Source organism: Sulfuricurvum sp., assembly GCF_049587615.1.
Lineage (GTDB): Bacteria > Campylobacterota > Campylobacteria > Campylobacterales > Sulfurimonadaceae > Sulfuricurvum.
The window spans coordinates 45,970-64,553 of the sequence record NZ_JBAVEF010000012.1 but is presented as its reverse complement, the minus strand read 5'-3'; the positions used below and the strand labels follow the sequence as shown (position 1 = coordinate 64,553).

Sequence of the window (18,584 nt, the reverse complement as noted above, 5' to 3'; positions counted from 1 at the left end):
ATTACCACCCCTCTCCGCTAAGTCCGTATAAGGAGGTCGTAACCCCGTTGGTTTCGATGATCGTCTCTTCTATCGCATTTTCAGAGATCGAAGCAATCGCTTTTTGTGTCGCATTCCCCTCGCTCGATCCGTCCCAACGGGTTGAGCGTTCGGTTTTTAAAATAAAATAATGTGTTTTGAGCTTTTCACTAATACGTGAGTTGTTGATCGGATAGCGTGAGGCAAGCAGCGTTGCCGCATCGCTTTGTCCGACCCCTCCCATGGCATGCGAAGAGAGGGCGACCAATGCAACCGCTTCCGCGGTGTTTTGATGCGCCACCGCCGTCTCATATGCCCGTCGTCCCTGTGCGGAAGATTCCATCAACGCCATTCCGGCAATCGAAGCGATAACGACCGCCATGAGAACTTCGATCATGGAGAATCCTCTTCTAGCGGCTGCCATAATAGCTCCCTGTATTCATGAGAGTCGTATCGTACAACCTTGCACGCAGTTGTTCTTCGTTGCCGCTGACGACACCTTTGGATAAGGGGGTATAGGCAATAAAATGTCCTTCCGATTCAAGAATAAGAGGGGTCGTTGTTCCGTCCGGGTAAAGCGAAAATTGAAAACATCCGTTTCTCATTCCCTCCGAGTCTTGTCGTATGGCTGGATCAGCGGGGATGAGATGGCCGTAACGGTTAAAGCGATGGGGCGTGATCGGCGTTTTATTCTCCAATACAAGGGAAGTACGAATTTTTTTCTTTCCCTCCCACAGATCGCATTGTGTACAATTTTCATAACACAACAGATCGAGGCGATGGGTGGAATGTAAAGCACTGAGATAGTTTTTCAGAGTCGCGGGGGTAAGGACAACACTAGTGTCGTTCTCGAGGTTAGAGAGACGCGAGCTGACCAAGCTCGCGACCATCCCCATGATCGTGATGACGATGATGAGTTCGATGAGGGTAAAAGCTCTACGGGTAAGGGTTACTGACATTCGGAGAGTTTTTGATCCTTCCCTTCATCACTTCCCCCCTCTTTACCGTCGGCACCCAAAGAGACGATGTCGAACGCGGTTCCGTCATTGAGATAGATATACGGGTGATTCCATGGGTCTTTCGGGAGCTTTTTCCCTTCGATATAGCTGTTTTTGCTGTACGCGGGATAGCTCTCTTCGGAGGGGTTGGCAATCAGCGCCGCCAAACCTTCTTCGGTCGTCGGGTAAGAACCGTTGTCGATTTTAAACATTTTTAGCCCCTCGGAGAGGCTTTTCATCTGGATGCACACCAGCTTTTGTTTTGCCTCTTCACTCTTGCCGGTAATATTGGGGATGACGAATGCCGCCAACATTCCCAAAATGATAATAACGACCATGATTTCAATGAGGGTAAACCCGCTCCGTTTTTGAGAATTTTTCATTGTATCTCCTGTGTTTAAATGGGGTAATAATTCCGTGTTGATTGTGCTCATATTTTCATTTCCTTTTTCTGTTATAGGCATTATACTGAACCCTTAGCCCAAACTCAGTGAAAAAATCGGCAGCAGCATTGCGGTGACGATAACCCCAATGACTCCCCCTACCACTAAAATCAGCATCGGCTCCAGTAAGGAGAGAAATAAACCGATCGTTTCACGGTTACGCTCCATATAGAGCTCGGAAAGACTCTCGAGCATGGTGGGCAGTTCGCTCGTCTCTTCACCGACGGCCAGTGCCCCGATAAACGCTTCATCCAAATCAATGTGTTCTCCGGATGCAAGGGAGGTAGAGAGTCTTCCCCCCTCGACGATCCGTTCTGCTCCGTAGGCAAATTGGGCTTTTAAAACGGAGGAGGAGAGGGTGGCTCCGGCGAGCGAGATGGCTTTGACAATCGGGATACCGGAGCGGATCAAAAGGGAGGCAACGGCACAGAAGCGTGCCAAATCGCTGGTTTGAATGATTTTGCCGATCAGGGGAAGCGAGAGGAGCATCCGCTCAACGCGATAACGAAACACGGGGCGATTTTGCAGCGCCTGGGCCATCATGACGATAAGGGCTCCAAAGGTGAGAAGGAGCCATGGCCATGAGACGGCAAAGAAAGAGGAAAAGGCTAAAACCCCACGGGTAAGAGCCGGCAGTTCCTGTCCCATCGTATCGAAAATTGCGGTAAGTTTCGGTACAACGGAGGTGAGCATAAAGGAGACCGTCAGAATCGATACGGCGACGATAAAGCCCGGATAGATAAAGGCTTTGGTCAGCTGTGCGCGGATCTGCTCACCCACTTGAATGTACGAAGCCAGCTCGCTCAAAACAGCAGCAAGAACTCCTCGATCTTCACTGGCGCGGAGGGTTCCCAGATAAAAGGGGGGAATTTTATAGATATTCTGCCCCTCGAGGGCGGCGGACAAACTTTTTCCCTCATCCAGCAACGTGATCAAGGTAGCAAAAAAACGCTCCGTTTTAGGCTCATGGCGATATTGCCGTTCTTGGAGTGAAAGGGCGCGGGTTAAGGGGACTCCCGCCCGCAAATAAACCGCTAAATCACGGCTGATACGGGTCAGTAAAGCAGAAGGGATAGGACGGGTACCGAATATTCCGAATACTTCGAAGAGTGAGCTTCGCTGCACTTGGAGTGAGGAGTAGATGATCCCTTGTGCTCTGAGTTGCCGCTTGGCTTCATCCAGTGAGGATGCTTCGAGCTTCCCTTTGATCTTTGTCCCCTCCGTGCGAAGCCCTTGATATACAAATTCCATTATGCCTCTTTAACACCGACGCGGATAATCTCATCGACCGTGGTCTCTTTAAGGAGTAAAAGTTCTTTGAGCTGATCGGCCAAAAAGGGCATTCCACGCTCTTTCATCCCGGAGCGAAGCTCAACATCATTATCACATTGTTTCATGAGTGCCTGGACGCTATCATCCATCATCAGCAATTCCCCTACCGCAATCCGGCCATGATACCCCGTTCCTCCGCAGGCCGGACATCCGACACTCGTTGCCACAAGGGTATCTGCGGGCAACTCTAAATCACGCGCATCGCTTGGGTCTATCAGCTGAAGCTCACGGCATTCCAAGCACACTTTACGTACCAAGCGCTGAGCCAGCACTCCTAAAAGGGTCGAAGTAACCATAAACTTATCAACCCCCATGTCGATAAGGCGGGTGATCGCCGAGGTCGCATTGTTCGTATGCAGGGTTGCGAAGACGAGGTGCCCCGTCATCGCGGCTTGAATGGCGATTTGAGCCGTTTCACCGTCACGAATCTCACCCACAAGAATAATATCGGGGTCCTGGCGTAAAATCGAGCGGAGCCCCTCGGCAAAGGTGAGGCCGACTTTGGAATTAACGGCGATCTGGCTGACATGTTCAGCATCGTATTCGACCGGATCTTCGATGGACATCACATTGTTCTCAGGCCCCGAGAGCTTTTGAAGGAAGGAGTGGAGGGTGGTCGTTTTTCCGCTTCCGGTCGGACCGGTCACGAGAATGATCCCATGCGAAAATTTGAGAAGCTCATAAAATTGTGCTGTTGTTGCCGTATTAAAACCGAGCTCTTCCAGCCCCGGTATGGAAGCCGCATGCATCAATAAACGCATGACAACCCGCTCACCGTGATAGGTCGGCAATACCGAAACCCTCACATCGAGCGATTTGCCGGCGATTTTTATCTGGGTACGGCCATCTTGCGGCAAACGCTTCTCCGCGATGTCGAGGTTGGAAATGACCTTGATCCGGCTGATGACGAGATTGATGATCGATTTGTCCAGATCGATATGTTTGGAGAGTACCCCATCGATACGGAAACGGACTTCCCCTTTTTTTTCATGGGTTTCGATATGGATATCACTGGCACGCCGCTTGAGCGCCTGATAAAAAATCGTATTGACAAACTTGATAATCGGGGCTGATTCTTCGCTGGTCAGCAAATCCGATGAGTTTTTGAGAAAATCGATGAGAGAGAGCTCATCTTCAAACGGCTCTTCCTGCGATGCGTTTCGCGCCATCTCCCGATCGGTTTTAAGCTCCAAAAATTTGAGATAGAGGGTTTCGTAGGTCTGATCCTCCAGATGGGCGAGGGGGAGTTCCAGCCCGAGGGTATTATAGGCCGAGAGGGCTGCGGCCGTATCACGCGATGAGAGGATCGCATAGTCGTGTGAATCAATGGTGGCAAATAACAATCCGTTGCGTATCGTCTCAAACGGATCTACCCCGGCGGGAACCAAGGGGAGGGGAGTGACGTCACTGAGCAGAGGGATATTGAGCATCTTAATTGCCTGCTTTCACACTCTTGATGATATCATCGATATAGCGCTGCTGGATTTTATCCAGCTCATCGAGCTGGGTACGAAGTGTTGCCAAATCGCTGCTTTTATCGAGGATGTAAGGGGTCAGAATAATGACAAGATTAATTTTTTCATGAGATGTTGCTTTGTTTTTAAAGAGATTTCCGAGGACGGGGATATCTCCCAAGAAAGGAATTTTGGTATTCGTACGATCAAATTTATCTTTGATCAAACCTCCGATAATGACACTTTCCCCGTTGCTGACGATTGCGGATGTTTTCACTTCACGCTTGGTAGTACTGGGAAGTTGGAGGTTTGTATTGGATGCATCGATATCTTCGAGGCGGGTTTCGACGGCCAAAAGTACTTTATTGTCGTTGGAGAGTCGGGGTTTGATTTTGAGGGTCAAACCGATATCCTGCCGGGTATAACTTGACTGTGAGAGTCCGCTGCCCGAGAGGGTTGTACCGGAGCTGATCGATTCGGTTTTACCGACATAGATCGAGGATTCCTGGTTATCGATACACAAGATAGAGGGCTCGGATAAAATATCGGCGGCTCCATTGGTATTCAACAGCGATATGCTTGCTCCCAGGGCAATCCCTGACGTAATTGTCGGCATAGAGATACTCGAGAGGAGGAGCGGATCCAGATTGATCGCCCCTATTTTTCCATCTCCGAGTTTTGAGTCAAACGAAAGCATTCCGTTTGATCCGACAGTTCCGCCGGAGAGGCCGTATTTTAACCCGACTTCTTGAGCTTTGTTATCGCTTATTTCGATGATTTTTGCTTTGACGTACACTTGTTGACGGTCGCCGTCGAGACCTTTGATGGTCGGTAAAAGGATAGTGTACAAATCATCACTGCAGATGATAATGAGTGAATTGGTCGTATCGTCGCTTGTAATGCTCGGAGGCTGCTGCCCCGGAGAGAGGGTCATTTTGGCAATAACGGTGTTGAGTGTCGTGACGAGGTTTTTGGCATCGGCATTTTTGAGTTGTATCAGGTGGGTGTAATTGGCGGTTGTTTCATCCCGTACATCGAGGGCTTTTACGAGCTGACGCATGGTACGGATATTGGCGGGAAGATCGGTTACGATGAGTGAATTGGACTCTTTGGAAGGGACGATTTTTCCGTTTTTACTGGAATAGTTTTTAATTTTCAGTGCCATCGATTCGGCGCCGGCATAGTGGAGTTTTAGGATTTCGGTCTGCAGCTGCGGAATATCACTTTTGGTCAGATAGGGGACATTCATAGTAGCGGCATCGGCAATTTTAACAATCGAATAATATCCGCCTCCCGAATCGAGCATGGTCATTCCACGCGCTTCAAGTGTCGTCTGTAAAAGGCCAAAAAGCTCTTCTTTGCGAATCGGACGATTTCCGGCGTAGCTGATTTTCCCGCTCAGCTCTTCGGTCATAAAAATATTTTTATGACTGATTCTCGCCACTAATTTGACAAAATCGTTTAACTCCATTCCGTCGATCGCGATACTGGCTTTTTGATTTTGTAAGGTTCCGACGCCTTGAAGCGGAGTAAGGGCGAAAAGAAAAACGATTAAAAGATTAGCGGCTGATTTCATATTCAAGATCCTTTGGCTGGTTGTTTCGTAGAACAGTAATTTTGATAGCTGAACGGCGTAATGCGCTCTGATAAGCCGCAAATGCGGCAGCATACGAGTTTAGAGGCTTATTATCGATACCAGTGATGATATCCCCTTTTTGTATCCCGAGAAGAGCAAAAGCGGTCCCTTCGGTAATTTTCGATACGCGAAATCCGGTGATTTTTCCCTCTTTAACGACTTCGTCTATGCTGATATTTTTCCAGGTTTCACCCATATTGTCGGTATAACGCTCGATCGTTGAACGCTCAAGGACATAGTTGGACGGAGCTGCGGCATTTTGTTCAGGAACATAGGTTGTGACCTTCTCTTTGATACTAAGCGATCCCTCATCGCCCAATCGGAGGGTCATCCGTTTTCCGTACGCTGAAAAAATGGCGCTGGATGCGGTGATACCAACCAGACGATACAGATTTTTGTAGAGGGTGCCGTAATCGACAAAGGTTGTTGATGTTTTATCATTAATTGCAATAAAAGCATGCGAACCATCGCTGTAAACTGCATTGAGACGGTGCGGTACGGGGGTGAGAACGTCACGGACCACTTTTTTCGTGGAGACACCGTTTGCATCCGCGCGGAGGGCAAACAGCGATCCCAGATGATAGAGATCGTAAAAAGGGAGAACCTCGATTTGAGGAGATTCGCTCGAGGTACTTTTTAAAAAGGGGATAAGGGCTGTCGAGATACTCATCGCGATGACGATGGGGAGGGCAACACGATTCAGCGTACGGAGCGTGTGGTCGTTAAAAAGAAGTTTCATAGACCAGTCCTTCATCGGATTTGCGCAGCTTGGATAACAACAGCGGATAAGAACGCATTACCGCAGAGGGTTCAAAGAGGAGGGTAAGCCGATTTTGTGTCAAATCGATCTCTCCTTGGAGCGGACCGAATCCCCCTTCGCCGGTGATGGCAACCGTGAGGGGATGCAGCAGCGTATAGGTAAAACTCACATGCTCAATCCCCTCTGGAAAGAGCGAAGAAAACTCTCCGCTAAATTCGACCCCTGTGATCGTCGCACGGTTAAAGGCGATGAGGGGAACAAACCGGATATGCTCGACCGATCCGATCATCATGCTGTCCAAAAGCAAGGAGGCATCACGAATGTCCAGATAAAGAAGACGATCATTGATCTCCTCACCGTTTAGATACAGATGCGTAGAGGAAAGGGCTTCTTCGGCGGAATAATAGAGGTTGCTTTTTGGCAAAAAAACGATGAGCCCTATCACTAAAAGTGCACTAAAAGAGAAAAATCGTTTCATCGTTCAATCTCCACGCTAATGGTTCCCGTATCCCCGTTTCGGGCCAGGGCGAGTTTTGTGATGACAAAAGGGGCATTCATCAGCGTCCCCACAATCCGGTCAAACTCATTTTTCGAGAGATTCGCGTATTCGAGGAGAAGGGTTTTTTGTCGTTGTTCCTGACGTACAAGGGCAGGATGGGTCATTAAATAAGCGCGCTTTTGCTGGATATCCGGTGAATCTCCCCATCGTCCTTTCAGTGTGGATAAACGCTCAAACGTTTGGATGCTCGCATCACGCTGCGCCGCAGCTTCACTTAACACGCTGTGCTGATGCAGGGCCCATCCGCCGGTCAGGATAATGGCAAAGAGAGAGACGCCAACGACGACCGTGGAGGGATCAAAAGGATTTTTCATTGGATGCTCCCTTCGACAGAGGTCTCTTTTATGGTAACAGTATTCGTTTTAAGTATTCTCGAAGCGATATCGCGTACTTTTTCGGCTCGATCTTCCGAGGGAGTGAGAATTTTAAAGGTGATCACTCTATTTTCATACCCCAGTGATGCCACATATTCACCGCCGCTTGTTCCGATTGTCCCCGTCGTTGCGTTGGAATCCCCGGGGATAAGGAGAAGATTCTGCTCCGAAGGGTTGGATCCGGGAACCAAAACAATGCCGTTTTGTGCCGGAACCGATGGAGGAGGGAGCGATACGGTCGCATTGCTCTCCAGCGGGAGGGTTCCGAATACGGCAATAATTTTACGCAGTTTGATCTGTTCGCGCTCTTTTTTCTCCCACGTATCGGCAAGGGCATCCAGCTCCATTTGGGTGGTCGGGAGATGTTTAAGGGCTTGCATTTGTTCTTGCTCTTCCCTAATACGTTCCCCCTCCCGATACGACAAGACCCCTTGAACGATAAAGTTGAAGGCAATGAGGCCAGAGAGAACAGCGCTCATGATGAGGGTCTTTTTCGTCGCTGTCCCCCCCTTATGCATATTTGCCTTAAACCCTGACAAACACGGTAAGAGATTTGTAAGCACCTCTTCGAGCTTATGTTGAACCGGTGTACTCACATACTGAGAAGGGAGGCGGACGACAACCCCCTCACTGAGTGCCAGTGCCGAGCCATCACTTAGGGCTATCGGTAAAACATCGACGCCGAATGCCTCTTGTGCGAGGACAAAACGGACCACCGATGAGGGGTTTACCCCGGATTCTTCCAAACGTTCCCGAACGGGTTCGGGATCACAGGCACTGAGGAGATAACGTCCCTCATCCAGCCGATACGCTCCAAACACGATCGCTGCATCGCCGGCATCAAAATAAGCCGGAGCGTAGCGGAGTGCTTCTTGTGTCGTAGCGACCGGGAGGGTGACAATAGTGATGCGGTAAAGGTCAGGGGAGAGGATAAGATAAAGGGCTTCCTTACCCTCAGGAATGGCGCATAAGGAGCGATCGAGATAACCGTAACGCCGTTTGCCAAAACATTGGAGAAGGGTTATTAAACGTCGGTAAAGGGGATAAAAAGGGATCATTACTGTATCTCCAAGCGGCTAAAAGTGCGGTTTTGCAGATCAATATGGAATCGAAAGCCATTCGATTCTCCATCCGTCTGCATGGCTACTTCCCCGATCAGAGGATAGGATTTTCCCGGTGTGTAGACCAAAAAGTAGGGATCATATACCGAGGAGAGTTCCGGAGCAACTGAGAGTAACTTCTCTTTGCTTTCAAAAGGCTCGGTACGTAAATCGGTGATCTGACGAAGGGTTGCCGAATCGATATTCGGTGCGATAATAGAGACAATTTCCGGCGAGGCGTAGTTGATGTCGATTTTATCCCCTTCAAAACCGATCAGTTTCTCCCATGGAATTTCGAGAATCTGGGGATCTTTTGTTATTGCGAGATAACGGGAAATAATCTGCTCAAATTGTGTCCTATTCTCGATTGAACCGTTATGAAAATCTGAAAAAAAAGTCACTATTTCACTTCCCTCTTGGCGCTCGGTTAAATCTGTATCGATTGTATCAAAAAGAATATTAATAAACGTATCCGGAGCGGCAATCGGATAGCGTGTAAAAATTGCAGAAAGGAGCGAAGAGTGCGGCTCTTTCGGCTTTCCCTCTGCATCACAAATGTTATTAATGTTGAACACACCCAGGGGTGAATGGAGCGAAGCTTCCAGCGAAAACCGATTATCAGAGGAGTGGCTGGAAAGGGGGAGCATTAGGAAATAATCGAGATCACGGGCTGATTCGATTTTCGAGAGAAGATTTGGGAGAAGCCGTTTGAGATCGCTTGCGATTTTAGTGATCTGCGCATCCCCGCGGCTGTGCTGCGACAACGTGAGCAAATGGTTGCTCTGCGCCAGTACCAAGGCAATTCCGCCAGACATAATAGCAATCAAAAGAAGAGTCATGAGTAAAACAGCACCGGAACGTTTCATAGCTTTTGATTCACAACTCATTTTCTCAATGCTTTATTAAAATTTTCTACTAATAGATTTAGATTGATATTACCGACTATTCGGTAAAAAATGGATTAAGTTTATAGAAAGACAGTTCCCCAAAATGGGGAAGTGTGATTATATTCCGACAACTCCGCCGTCATTTTTAGTAATGACGATCGTAGCGGAGCGTGGGCGTGCGGTTCCGAAATCCGGCCAGTGGCTGGTAAGAGCCGTTGTTGTTCCGTCTTCGCCGGGGTGCTGAACGTTGACGAAAATCGCTTTTCCGTCCGGTGTTTCGGTGATACCGGTGATTTCACATTCGACCGGGCCGACAAGGAACCGTTTGAGTTTTGTCGTTGTCGGTTTGGCACCGACGTAGGTCGTAACAGTTTCGTCCGTTGTTCCATGCGTCGGAACCGCCAAGCTGATAATATTGGTTGTTGCCCCGTCGCTTACGCTGCCGGGAAGTGCTGCCAAAAGCATACAGTTGGTGGTATCGGTATAAGCGCCATCATCGGTCTGAATCCACATAAGGCCTTTGGAGACCTCACTGAACCACAGTCCATCAGGGCTCGAGAAATCGTTATCTGCCGTAAGGCCGGATACATTGATGTTGGCTTGATAATAAGCGTCATCGCCCCCTGCATCGACGACCGATTGGGCACCGAAGAGGTAGATATCCCATGTGAACGTTGTCGCTGAGGGTTCACCGCCCGTCTCTTTCCAACGGATGATATGGCCGTTGACGTTCCCTTTATTGGTTGTCGTCGTATCGTAGGTATCGGTATAGTAGCGGGGATTGGCTGGGTCGAGCCCGTATTTACCGCTTTTGCCTCGGTCGGAATTGTTGGTCAATGTCATATAGACTTCGCCCGTCGTCGGGTGAACACCTCCCCACTCCGGTCGGTCCATACGGGTCGCACCCATGGCATCAGCGGCAATACGGCTGTGAATAGCGACATCGGCGGCATCGGCAAAGTCGTAGATGGTATAATCAGCAATCGCTGTTTCGGAAATATCGAGTTTAAGCCAGTTTCCTGATCCATTGGCATTAAATTTGGCAACATAGAGAGTTCCGCTGTCCAAATATTTCGCACCTGCGGTGAGTCCTCCTGTCGCATCTGCCGCATCCCAGTTTTGGGTTGAGACAAATTTATAGATGTATTCCCCTTTGGAATCGTCTCCCATGTAAAAAACGACCGGCTTACCGACTGTCGCTTTGGCCGGCCAGCACCCCTCGTGGGCGAAACGTCCCATTGCCGTGTGTTTGACGGGAGTTGAGGTCGGATGAAACGGATCGATTTCGACAACATACCCGTAGGTGTTGGGGACATTGCGGTAATCGGCGGTTGCATCCGCCCCCGTTATTGTTGCGAGCCATTGGGTATAAACACTTTCCCAACCGTAACGGCTGGTTGTTTTCAATCCGTAACGGCTGAAGGCTACCGCCTCTTTGCCGGTACGGGTATCGCATTTAAAATATCCGTTCCAGTTCTCTTCACATGTGAGATAGGTTCCCCACGGCGTGTAGCCGTTGGCGCAGTTGTTGACGGTACCGCGTGTATCCGTACCCGTTGTCGAATACGGGGTGATCATATAGGCGCTTCCTGCCGCAACTCCCTGAAGATGCATAGGGGTTGCAGCGGTAATGCGGCGGTTATATCCCGACGTTTTGTCGAGAGCGAAACCGGCTCCGGTGTTGCTCACTTTGATAACGGCGACACCGTGTGCCGCGATCTCTTTATCGACCTGTGAGGGAACACGCGCTGCATTGTTGATGGCGGCAACTTCCGCTACGGTGTGGAGATAATTTTGGTTGATGTACTCGTGGTTGATACACATCAATCCGTTGGTAGAGTTGGTGGTATCGTAGCCGCTGTTATCAGCTTTGAGGCCAAAGTATTTCATACCGTCATGGCAGTCGCCGCTGCGGCTGTCAAAATCAGCATCGGTACCGTCGTTCACATAATCGGCAGTACCGAGTTTGATCGGATCACCGACACGGTAGAGGACCTTGGCCGTGTAGCCTGTCGGAACGGTAAGGGCATCATTCAGATTTTTGGAAACCGGAGTAAAGGACAACAATGCGGTTGCAGCCGCCGCAGAGGTCGTTGTTGTAGAATCATCCTGATTACATCCGGCCATGAATGAACCGAAAAATGCTGTTCCGATAAAACCGGCACTCAGTTTCATTAGATCACGACGATTAAGTCGTTCCGCTACAATCTCCTCTAAACTTTCGTTTTGTGAAGTGTTACAATCATCGTGTCCGATGAGCAATTTTCCTTGTGAATTTTTGCCTTCCATAATCCTGTCCTTTGTAAAAATTGCAACATCGTATCGATCAATTGTTACTAAAAGATAACAACAAAAAATAGAGATATTTCCGAAAAGGATGATGAGAAAGGGCTAATTTTATAAAAACTTATATCTCTACGATAAGGATAGAAAGGGAGTTGAAAGAAGGGATTTGAACAGAAATAAAGTAAAGTGAAAGAGAGCCGGGGAAACCCCGGCATCCAATGCTTATTCAGCAGTAGTTCTTGGAATGTTGTAATTGAGTAGACCAAACCAGCTATCGAGACCTGAGAAGTGATCGGATACATCGAAAGTAGCATCCTCTTGGAGCCATGCGTTGAAGAACATGGTACCATCCGGTGACGGTACTGATTGTACTTCTTTCTCTTCGATATCATTTTTGATGGCCAAATTAGCAGCCGGTGTTACACCGGATGTACCTGTATATTCCCACGTTACCCCTTTGTCGGTTGAACGGGTATAGTAGAGATCTTCTTCAATACCTGTTGAGGTATTGAAGGTCCCGAATGACATGTAAAGGACGTTCGGATTCGACTTATCAGACTCAAGTCCGGTTGTTTCATATTTCCCAAACGGTGTTGTTATGAAACGGGGATCGAGTGTCGAAAGGTTGTTTCCGTATACTTTTGAAATGTTTTGAGGCCCTTGCCATGCACCGTTCGTATATCGGTGGATATAGAAATTGTTCGGCGAGTATCCGGAATCCGGGTGATAATCCGGCGTATATTCGAAACCGATATAGATATCATCCCCTCTCATGAAACCGCGTGGTGAGAATGAGTTTTCAAGGACATTATCATACGTATTCGCGGTAAGAGCATCCGGCGTCCATGATGAAGTACCGTTTTCATCGACATACGCATTGGCACTGACGTTCACCGGGTCGGTAAGGTTGGCATCAAAGTTATCGTTAAACCGGACAAACATGTCGGATGATCCACCTTGGGTATAAACACCCTGTTTGTAAAGCCAACCGTAGGTATATTTTCCTACGTTACACGGATCGATTTGCGGAATAAAGGTCAAACGGCGGGCATTTTCATAAATCATATCCGTTGAATCTTGATCTTTGGCTTTTACATTGATAATGTTACCCGAACTGACCATCGGCAATTTGGTGAGAAGAGTGTTGAATTCATCTTCATTGGTCGGTGCTACCAGTTTTGTGAACGGGAAGGTTTCAAAATAAACCGATTTACCCTCTAACGCGATATCGGTAGTCGTATCCCCCGGCTCTTTATCTGAAAGCCCTTTGGTCTCTTCGTACCCTAGAATAACAACGTATTCTTCTGTTGTTGCATTGGTTTTCAACAGCTTGATAACCGGACGTGACGCCCCTGTATCACCGTTGAGAACAACTTGTGTATCATCAAGCATATCGACATCTCCGGTTTTACAGTATTGAACCGTATTCCCTTTATTATCGGTTCCCTCAACGGTACCATAAGTGTCACACAATGTTTGACAATAGAGTTTGGTGTCGCCCACTTTACACGATTCATTATCGGTGATACGGACCGGATAAGAGAAATTAACCGTAGGAACCGGTTTGGTCTCTGTATTTCCGTCATTGAGGACGAAATCGTTCATTGTAATCATACTGTACCAGATGTCAGCACCGTGATTGGTCGTCGCACCGCTCCAGCCATCACCCGGCCCCTCACCTCCGCCGGAACGGAGCCCTTCAGGGTCTTCTTGCCATGAAATAGCAAAACCGGCCGGTGAACCGGCACCGGGGACCGATTCGGCGATGGTTATTTTATTCGCATCACGCATCCCTGACGTCAACTGCTGCGGCTGCATCCAGTCGATCTCATTGGTCTCCAGGTTGAAAATACCGCGTGCGGTCCAGATACAGCTGAACGGCACTTCATACACCTCTTTACCGTTTGGCGCAATCATCACACTGCCATCATCCGCAGTGTAGAGGATTGAACCTTGTGTACCGTTGACTTTAAAGTAATCGGTCGGATAGGTTGTATTGGTATCATCCATCGCGAGATCCATCGGATTTCCGCTTGGGCAGTATTTACTGTGCCATGCAACGAGGATTTTATTGCCGCTGGCGGCCATTGTCGGTTTGTGCGCGTGAGCAGGGTACTTAATCTTTTGTCCGTCCCATGTCACTTCAATAGAACTTCTGTCTTTTCCGGCGTTATCGCTGATCGGATATTTTTTCCATGTCTTACCGTCATCGCGGGAAAGGGAGACAAAAATATCATCCCAGTGGGTCGGATCCCCGATATCGGCACTTCCGTCTCCGAGTTCATAATCCCCGAATACTTGCTCCGCGTAACTCATGATGAGCGGGTGAACTTTTGCTTCTTTCGTAGTACCGTTGGCATCCGCACCGCCGGCGGTCAATGGATCAATAGTGACCGTTCCCAAACGTACCAAAGTGTTTGCCGCATTCGGATTTTGGCGTGCGACATCATTATCATCCGTGGCAGATACATTGTAAGCAATTACTTGACTTGCGTTAAAATCATCCGCTACCTCTGACGTTACTTTTAAAACGCCGTCACAGAACAGATCGGTCCCTACAACGACAGGATCTTCAATCAAAGGGGTAAAAGGAGTTGTTGTGGTGGTGGTGTCACCGCCACCGCCGCATCCGACGACTAATCCTCCCGCTATAATCGCTGCCGCGACAACACTGAGCGATATTTTTTGCTTTCCGCTCAGGTTTTTGATCTTATGGACTGTATTTTTCATTTTATTTCCTTTGTCTTTGTTAATAGAGAATGTTCAACGATACCAAAAAGTCTCGATAATCTTTGACTCTCTCAAGGGTTGGTTTGGCCCATGCATGTTCTACGGCCAGTTTCATTGGGAAATAGGCCTTAAAGGAGTAGTCAACCCCTACCGTGTAGGCATGATCGATGTCTTTGACATTCACATGGTTGGCTTGATAATCACTGCCTGTCGGTTTACCTACAACTGCATTTGGATACGCATAAAGGTCATCGAACGCCATGTACGCTGCTTTAAAACCAAACTCAGGGGTGAGATTAATCTCCCCTTCTACGGAGAAGGCCTCATTCTCAAGATTACTATATTCTTCTGGGTTGAGTAAATTCGATCCTATGCCCGTATAGGTCACTTTGTTTTTTAAGACCTTGCTCATTACGAGGGAAACACTTCTGTCCGCAACGACCCCCTCGAGCTGAAAATCAATCCCGTACGTTTCACGTTCCACACTGAGAGGTTCGCTCGAAGAGACTTTTGATCCCCCTACAATCCCGAACCCGCCGAAAATAAAGTTGAAATCGGCTAAACCGTACTCATAGGCGATTCGTGCAAACGGAAGAACATTATTATTCATCTGCATATCGACGTTATCCTGAGCCGGGGTAAACGCACCGACGGTTGCGAACAAATGACCGCTGCTGCTCAGCACACCGTCACTGTCATAATAGACCTGCATACCGGTCGCCGAACCACTTCCGATTTCTGAAGCCTGGAAAGCATTCGCGAGCTTTTTGATATCAAACGTTCTCAGCGGCTTATACAATCCTGTATTGTAGTTCTCCATCCCTGAGAAGGGACCGAAACTGGATGAAGAGTAAGCTACAGCTCCGATATACCCGTTTTCTATCTCTCTCGCATAGACGACTTTTCCCCCAATACTGTTATCTTCCACGTCTTTGTAGGAGAGATTGATGATAGCACCGACATTTTTACCCAATCGGCCGCCCATCAAGAATGCCGCGGTTTTCGGGATTGCCAAATCCCCTCCTGCTGTCGGCGTATCAGGGTTAACGATACCACTTGAATTTGGTTTATCCCATGTCTCTTCATACATTGATTTGAACATGAGTGAAGGATTCAAATCCATACCACTGCTGTTCGCATCACCGGCATGGAGACTCTCTGTCATTCCGGATGCTGCGAATCTGCGCCCTCCTGCATTGAGCTTCGGTTCATGCTGCATGTGACACGCAGTACAATCCAATCCGGTTTGTTTTCCAAACATGGGATAGGCATACGCTTCGTTTCCCATTCCTACTACGAATAACAGACTTGCAAGGGGGAACCCCCATTTATTCTTTTTCATTCATCACCTCCTTCAACTCGTTTCCTAGGTGTTTCGAGATTAATCAGTATATCATAAAATTAAATAGCAAGGCATCACCCTTTCGTGTGACAAAATAAAAATCACCAGGTAATTTATTTTTTTAGATTCCATACAGTATATAATTAGGGTACGTGAAATATGAATCCAATCTATGAGAGTTGAACAGATGATGATTACCGACAATGAGATCCTTCATAAAATTATAGAAATTCAAGGGTGTGTGATACAGGGAAGAAGCATGAAAGCGCTGCTGCATCACAATATTAATTTTTATATCAAAAAAAGCGATGCGGATATCATCACGATCTACATGAACGAGCATGAACAGGTGAAGATAGAGTGCGTACTCGAAGAACACCGCCATTTTGCCCATCTGGTCAAAAAATACATCTTGAGCAAAAAAAAGCTGGATTGGAGTACGTTTGTAAACAATTGTGCCAGCCGTTTCAGTTCCAATACCCGTTATTTTCAAATCAATGAGATGCATCAACTCTTCAAAGGGCTGCTGAGTCCCAAAGAGTCCCAGGAATTTGGCAGCGAACTTCAGATGAAAGAGGCTGTTTTGATGCCGATTTACGCGTTTGATTTAAAAGAGAAGATCGGGTATGTGTGCTTTATCTTTAAAATGGAAAAAGAGATTGATATCGATAAGCTGGAAAGCATGCGGATTTTGTTCCAAACCTTGCTGCAACCGCTGTATGACACGAATTACAATGTTACCTATACGAAATGTGCACGGATCGATGAAAATATGGGTCTGTTGACGGATCAGGAAAAAAGAATCGTTCGCAAGGTGCTGGGGGGGGAATCCTATCCGCAAATCGCAGAGAAATTGGGGATATCAATCAACACCCTTAAAACTCATATGAGACATATTTTTAACAAATACAATGTCACATCCAAAATAGAACTGCATAACAAACTTAATGCTCCTCTTTGACGATAAAATAAGATTGGTTTAAGGGTTTATTGGTTTGATTTTCGTTAGAATAATTGGAACGGCATAAATAGTGTCACTTTCGCAAAAAAAGGGGTAGAGATGAGACTGATTAAACTTTTATTACCAGTTGTAACGGCAAGTGTTGTGTGTGCGGCACCGATAAGTTCTGTCTATCAGCAAAAGTGTGCCAGCTGCCATGGCTCCAAAGGGGAAAAATCAGCGATGGCAAAATCGATCCCCATCAAAGGGATGGCTGTTGCCAAGATCGAAAAAAATTTACATGACTATGCCTCCGGTGAGCGAAAAGCGATACCGGTTGTCAAAATGATGAAGAAAAACTATCTCAGTACGAGCAGTAAAGATCAGGTGCATGAACTGGCAGAATATATCAGCGCACTCTAAACCATGAGACCGAATACGCGGTCGATACCGCCTCTGCTTTATGGAACGGCGTGGAAAAAAGAGCGTACCGCTGAACTGGTAGAAATGGCGGTATTGAGCGGATTTAGGGGTATTGATACGGCGTGTCAGCCCAAACACTACGAAGAAGCACGGGTAGGGGAAGCGTTAGCGCGATTGGCAGCGCAGGGAATTGAGAGGGAACAGCTATTTCTTCAAACCAAATTCACCCCTTTAAACGGTCAAGACCCTCAGCGTATCCCGTATAATCCCAATGCTCCCCTCGAAATTCAAGTGGCAGAGTCTTTTGAAGTGTCGAAACAAAACCTCAGGACGGAGTATGTCGATTCGCTGGTACTCCATTCCCCTCTGTTTCCGTACGCGAATCTCTTGAAAGTATGGGGGGCGATGGAAACGCTCCATCATAGCGGAGGCGCGCGTCAACTGGGGATTAGCAATTGTTATGATGTGGAGTTGCTCAAACGGCTGGATAGGGATGCTAACGTTAAACCTGCATTCGTACAAAACCGCTTTTATGCTGAGAGCGGGTACGACAAAGAGCTGCGCCACTGGTGCGATGAACAGGGAATTATCTATCAGAGTTTTTGGTCGTTGACGGCGAATCCTCATCTTTTAGGGAGCCGTGAGTTTTTCGCCTTGACCCAGGAATACAATAAAACCGAAGCTCAGATACTCTATCGCTATCTCAATCAGATCGGGATCGTTCCCCTCATCGGGTCAACCTCAAAACACCATATCGATGAGGATTTGGATATTTTCAGTTTTGAATTACGAGCGGATGAAATTGAGAGTATTAGCTCTCTTTTAGAGGGGTGAAGCTATAATCCGCCTCTAAAAACGAGGATGATTTATGCTGCAACGACTGGTTCTTATTCTACTATTCCTTTTGAGCACGGCTCAGTGTGCCGAGCTCTCCACGATGGACTCGATCCGCTCTAAACTTCTCACTTCTGCTGTATCTCTTTATTTTAATACACGCGGATATGGCAAGGTGGAAAATGTTACCGTGGATACGACCAAAAAGAATCTCCGTTTTACGCTGCTCCCGGAGGGGGAGAAGCAGCCTCTGAATGTTTCTATCGGATCGTATATGACGTTGACGATTGAAAAAGAGGAGTATCTTATCCTCCAAAAAGTGCAAACCAACCGTGTTTGGCTCAACCGTATTTTTGCCGATCATATGGAAGAGGGGATAAAAGTTCCGCTGGGGATCGTCTCCAAAGGGGCAGGATCGCTGCTGCTCAACCTGTAATCCGCAAATGCTCCACGATTTGGATATACACT

The 18,584-nt window shown here is 47.7% G+C and carries 18 protein-coding genes; 4 read left to right on the top strand and 14 right to left on the bottom strand.

Annotated elements, in window-relative coordinates; genetic code table 11:
* Position 1: 1 nt before the first annotated feature.
* The 14 genes from WB308_RS00955 to WB308_RS00890 all read right to left on the bottom strand — a co-directional run bounded on the left by WB308_RS00955 (position 2) and on the right by WB308_RS00890 (position 15,919).
* Positions 2 to 442 carry a type IV pilus modification PilV family protein gene (locus WB308_RS00955; RefSeq protein WP_424188084.1) on the bottom strand — a complete coding sequence of 147 codons (441 nt, stop codon included), beginning with the start codon at positions 440 to 442 and terminating at the stop codon, positions 2 to 4.
* Positions 429 to 977 (bottom strand): type II secretion system protein, encoded by a 549-nt coding sequence (locus WB308_RS00950; protein ID WP_424188082.1) that lies wholly within the window; start codon positions 975 to 977, stop codon positions 429 to 431. Before WB308_RS00950 ends, WB308_RS00955 begins: the two co-directional genes overlap by 14 nt.
* Positions 968 to 1,399, bottom strand: a complete 432-nt coding sequence (gene gspG, locus WB308_RS00945) for a type II secretion system major pseudopilin GspG (protein WP_424188080.1) — start codon at positions 1,397 to 1,399, stop codon at positions 968 to 970. The genes WB308_RS00950 and gspG overlap by 10 nt, the downstream gene beginning before the upstream one ends.
* Positions 1,400 to 1,492: 93 nt before the next feature.
* Entirely contained in the window at positions 1,493 to 2,710 is a 1,218-nt protein-coding gene (locus tag WB308_RS00940; protein WP_424188078.1) for a type II secretion system F family protein, read from the bottom strand.
* The gene (locus WB308_RS00935) at positions 2,710 to 4,221 is read right to left on the bottom strand and encodes a GspE/PulE family protein (protein WP_424188076.1); all 1,512 of its coding nucleotides are present in this window, start codon (positions 4,219 to 4,221) and stop codon (positions 2,710 to 2,712) included. Before WB308_RS00935 ends, WB308_RS00940 begins: the two co-directional genes overlap by 1 nt.
* Before the next feature lies 1 nt (position 4,222).
* Positions 4,223 to 5,821, bottom strand: coding sequence for a secretin N-terminal domain-containing protein (locus WB308_RS00930; protein WP_424188074.1), 1,599 nt, complete (start codon positions 5,819 to 5,821; stop codon positions 4,223 to 4,225).
* Positions 5,805 to 6,620 (bottom strand): PDZ domain-containing protein, encoded by an 816-nt coding sequence (locus tag WB308_RS00925; RefSeq protein ID WP_424188072.1) that lies wholly within the window; start codon positions 6,618 to 6,620, stop codon positions 5,805 to 5,807. Before WB308_RS00925 ends, WB308_RS00930 begins: the two co-directional genes overlap by 17 nt.
* Complete coding sequence (locus WB308_RS00920) at positions 6,604 to 7,119, bottom strand: hypothetical protein (RefSeq protein ID WP_424188070.1); 516 nt, start codon at positions 7,117 to 7,119, stop codon at positions 6,604 to 6,606. The genes WB308_RS00925 and WB308_RS00920 overlap by 17 nt, the downstream gene beginning before the upstream one ends.
* On the bottom strand, positions 7,116 to 7,514 hold the full coding sequence (locus WB308_RS00915; protein ID WP_424188068.1) for a hypothetical protein: 399 nt from the start codon (positions 7,512 to 7,514) through the stop codon (positions 7,116 to 7,118). The genes WB308_RS00920 and WB308_RS00915 overlap by 4 nt, the downstream gene beginning before the upstream one ends.
* A complete protein-coding gene (locus WB308_RS00910) occupies positions 7,511 to 8,632 on the bottom strand; it encodes a hypothetical protein (RefSeq protein ID WP_424188066.1) in 1,122 nt (373 codons plus the stop codon). The genes WB308_RS00915 and WB308_RS00910 overlap by 4 nt, the downstream gene beginning before the upstream one ends.
* Positions 8,632 to 9,561 (bottom strand): hypothetical protein, encoded by a 930-nt coding sequence (locus tag WB308_RS00905; protein WP_424188064.1) that lies wholly within the window; start codon positions 9,559 to 9,561, stop codon positions 8,632 to 8,634. The genes WB308_RS00910 and WB308_RS00905 overlap by 1 nt, the downstream gene beginning before the upstream one ends.
* A gap of 117 nt (positions 9,562 to 9,678) precedes the next feature.
* Positions 9,679 to 11,850: a PhoX family protein gene (locus WB308_RS00900; RefSeq protein ID WP_424188062.1), complete on the bottom strand. Its 2,172-nt coding sequence runs from the start codon at positions 11,848 to 11,850 to the stop codon at positions 9,679 to 9,681.
* 219 nt (positions 11,851 to 12,069) lie between these two features.
* Positions 12,070 to 14,577 carry a choice-of-anchor O protein gene (locus WB308_RS00895; protein ID WP_424188060.1) on the bottom strand — a complete coding sequence of 836 codons (2,508 nt, stop codon included), beginning with the start codon at positions 14,575 to 14,577 and terminating at the stop codon, positions 12,070 to 12,072.
* A gap of 19 nt (positions 14,578 to 14,596) precedes the next feature.
* Positions 14,597 to 15,919 (bottom strand): hypothetical protein, encoded by a 1,323-nt coding sequence (locus tag WB308_RS00890; RefSeq protein ID WP_424188058.1) that lies wholly within the window; start codon positions 15,917 to 15,919, stop codon positions 14,597 to 14,599.
* 172 nt (positions 15,920 to 16,091) lie between these two features.
* On the opposite strand from WB308_RS00890, the gene WB308_RS00885 reads away from it, so the two are divergent.
* From WB308_RS00885 to WB308_RS00870, 4 genes are all read left to right on the top strand, one after another.
* Entirely contained in the window at positions 16,092 to 16,880 is a 789-nt protein-coding gene (locus tag WB308_RS00885; RefSeq protein WP_424188056.1) for a response regulator transcription factor, read from the top strand.
* Positions 16,881 to 16,979: 99 nt separating this feature from the next.
* On the top strand, positions 16,980 to 17,282 hold the full coding sequence (locus WB308_RS00880; RefSeq protein ID WP_424188054.1) for a c-type cytochrome: 303 nt from the start codon (positions 16,980 to 16,982) through the stop codon (positions 17,280 to 17,282).
* Between the two features lie 3 nt (positions 17,283 to 17,285).
* Positions 17,286 to 18,116 (top strand): aldo/keto reductase family protein, encoded by an 831-nt coding sequence (locus WB308_RS00875; protein WP_424188052.1) that lies wholly within the window; start codon positions 17,286 to 17,288, stop codon positions 18,114 to 18,116.
* Between the two features lie 34 nt (positions 18,117 to 18,150).
* The gene (locus tag WB308_RS00870; RefSeq protein WP_424188050.1) at positions 18,151 to 18,552 is read left to right on the top strand and encodes a hypothetical protein; all 402 of its coding nucleotides are present in this window, start codon (positions 18,151 to 18,153) and stop codon (positions 18,550 to 18,552) included.
* Positions 18,553 to 18,584: the final 32 nt, after the last annotated feature.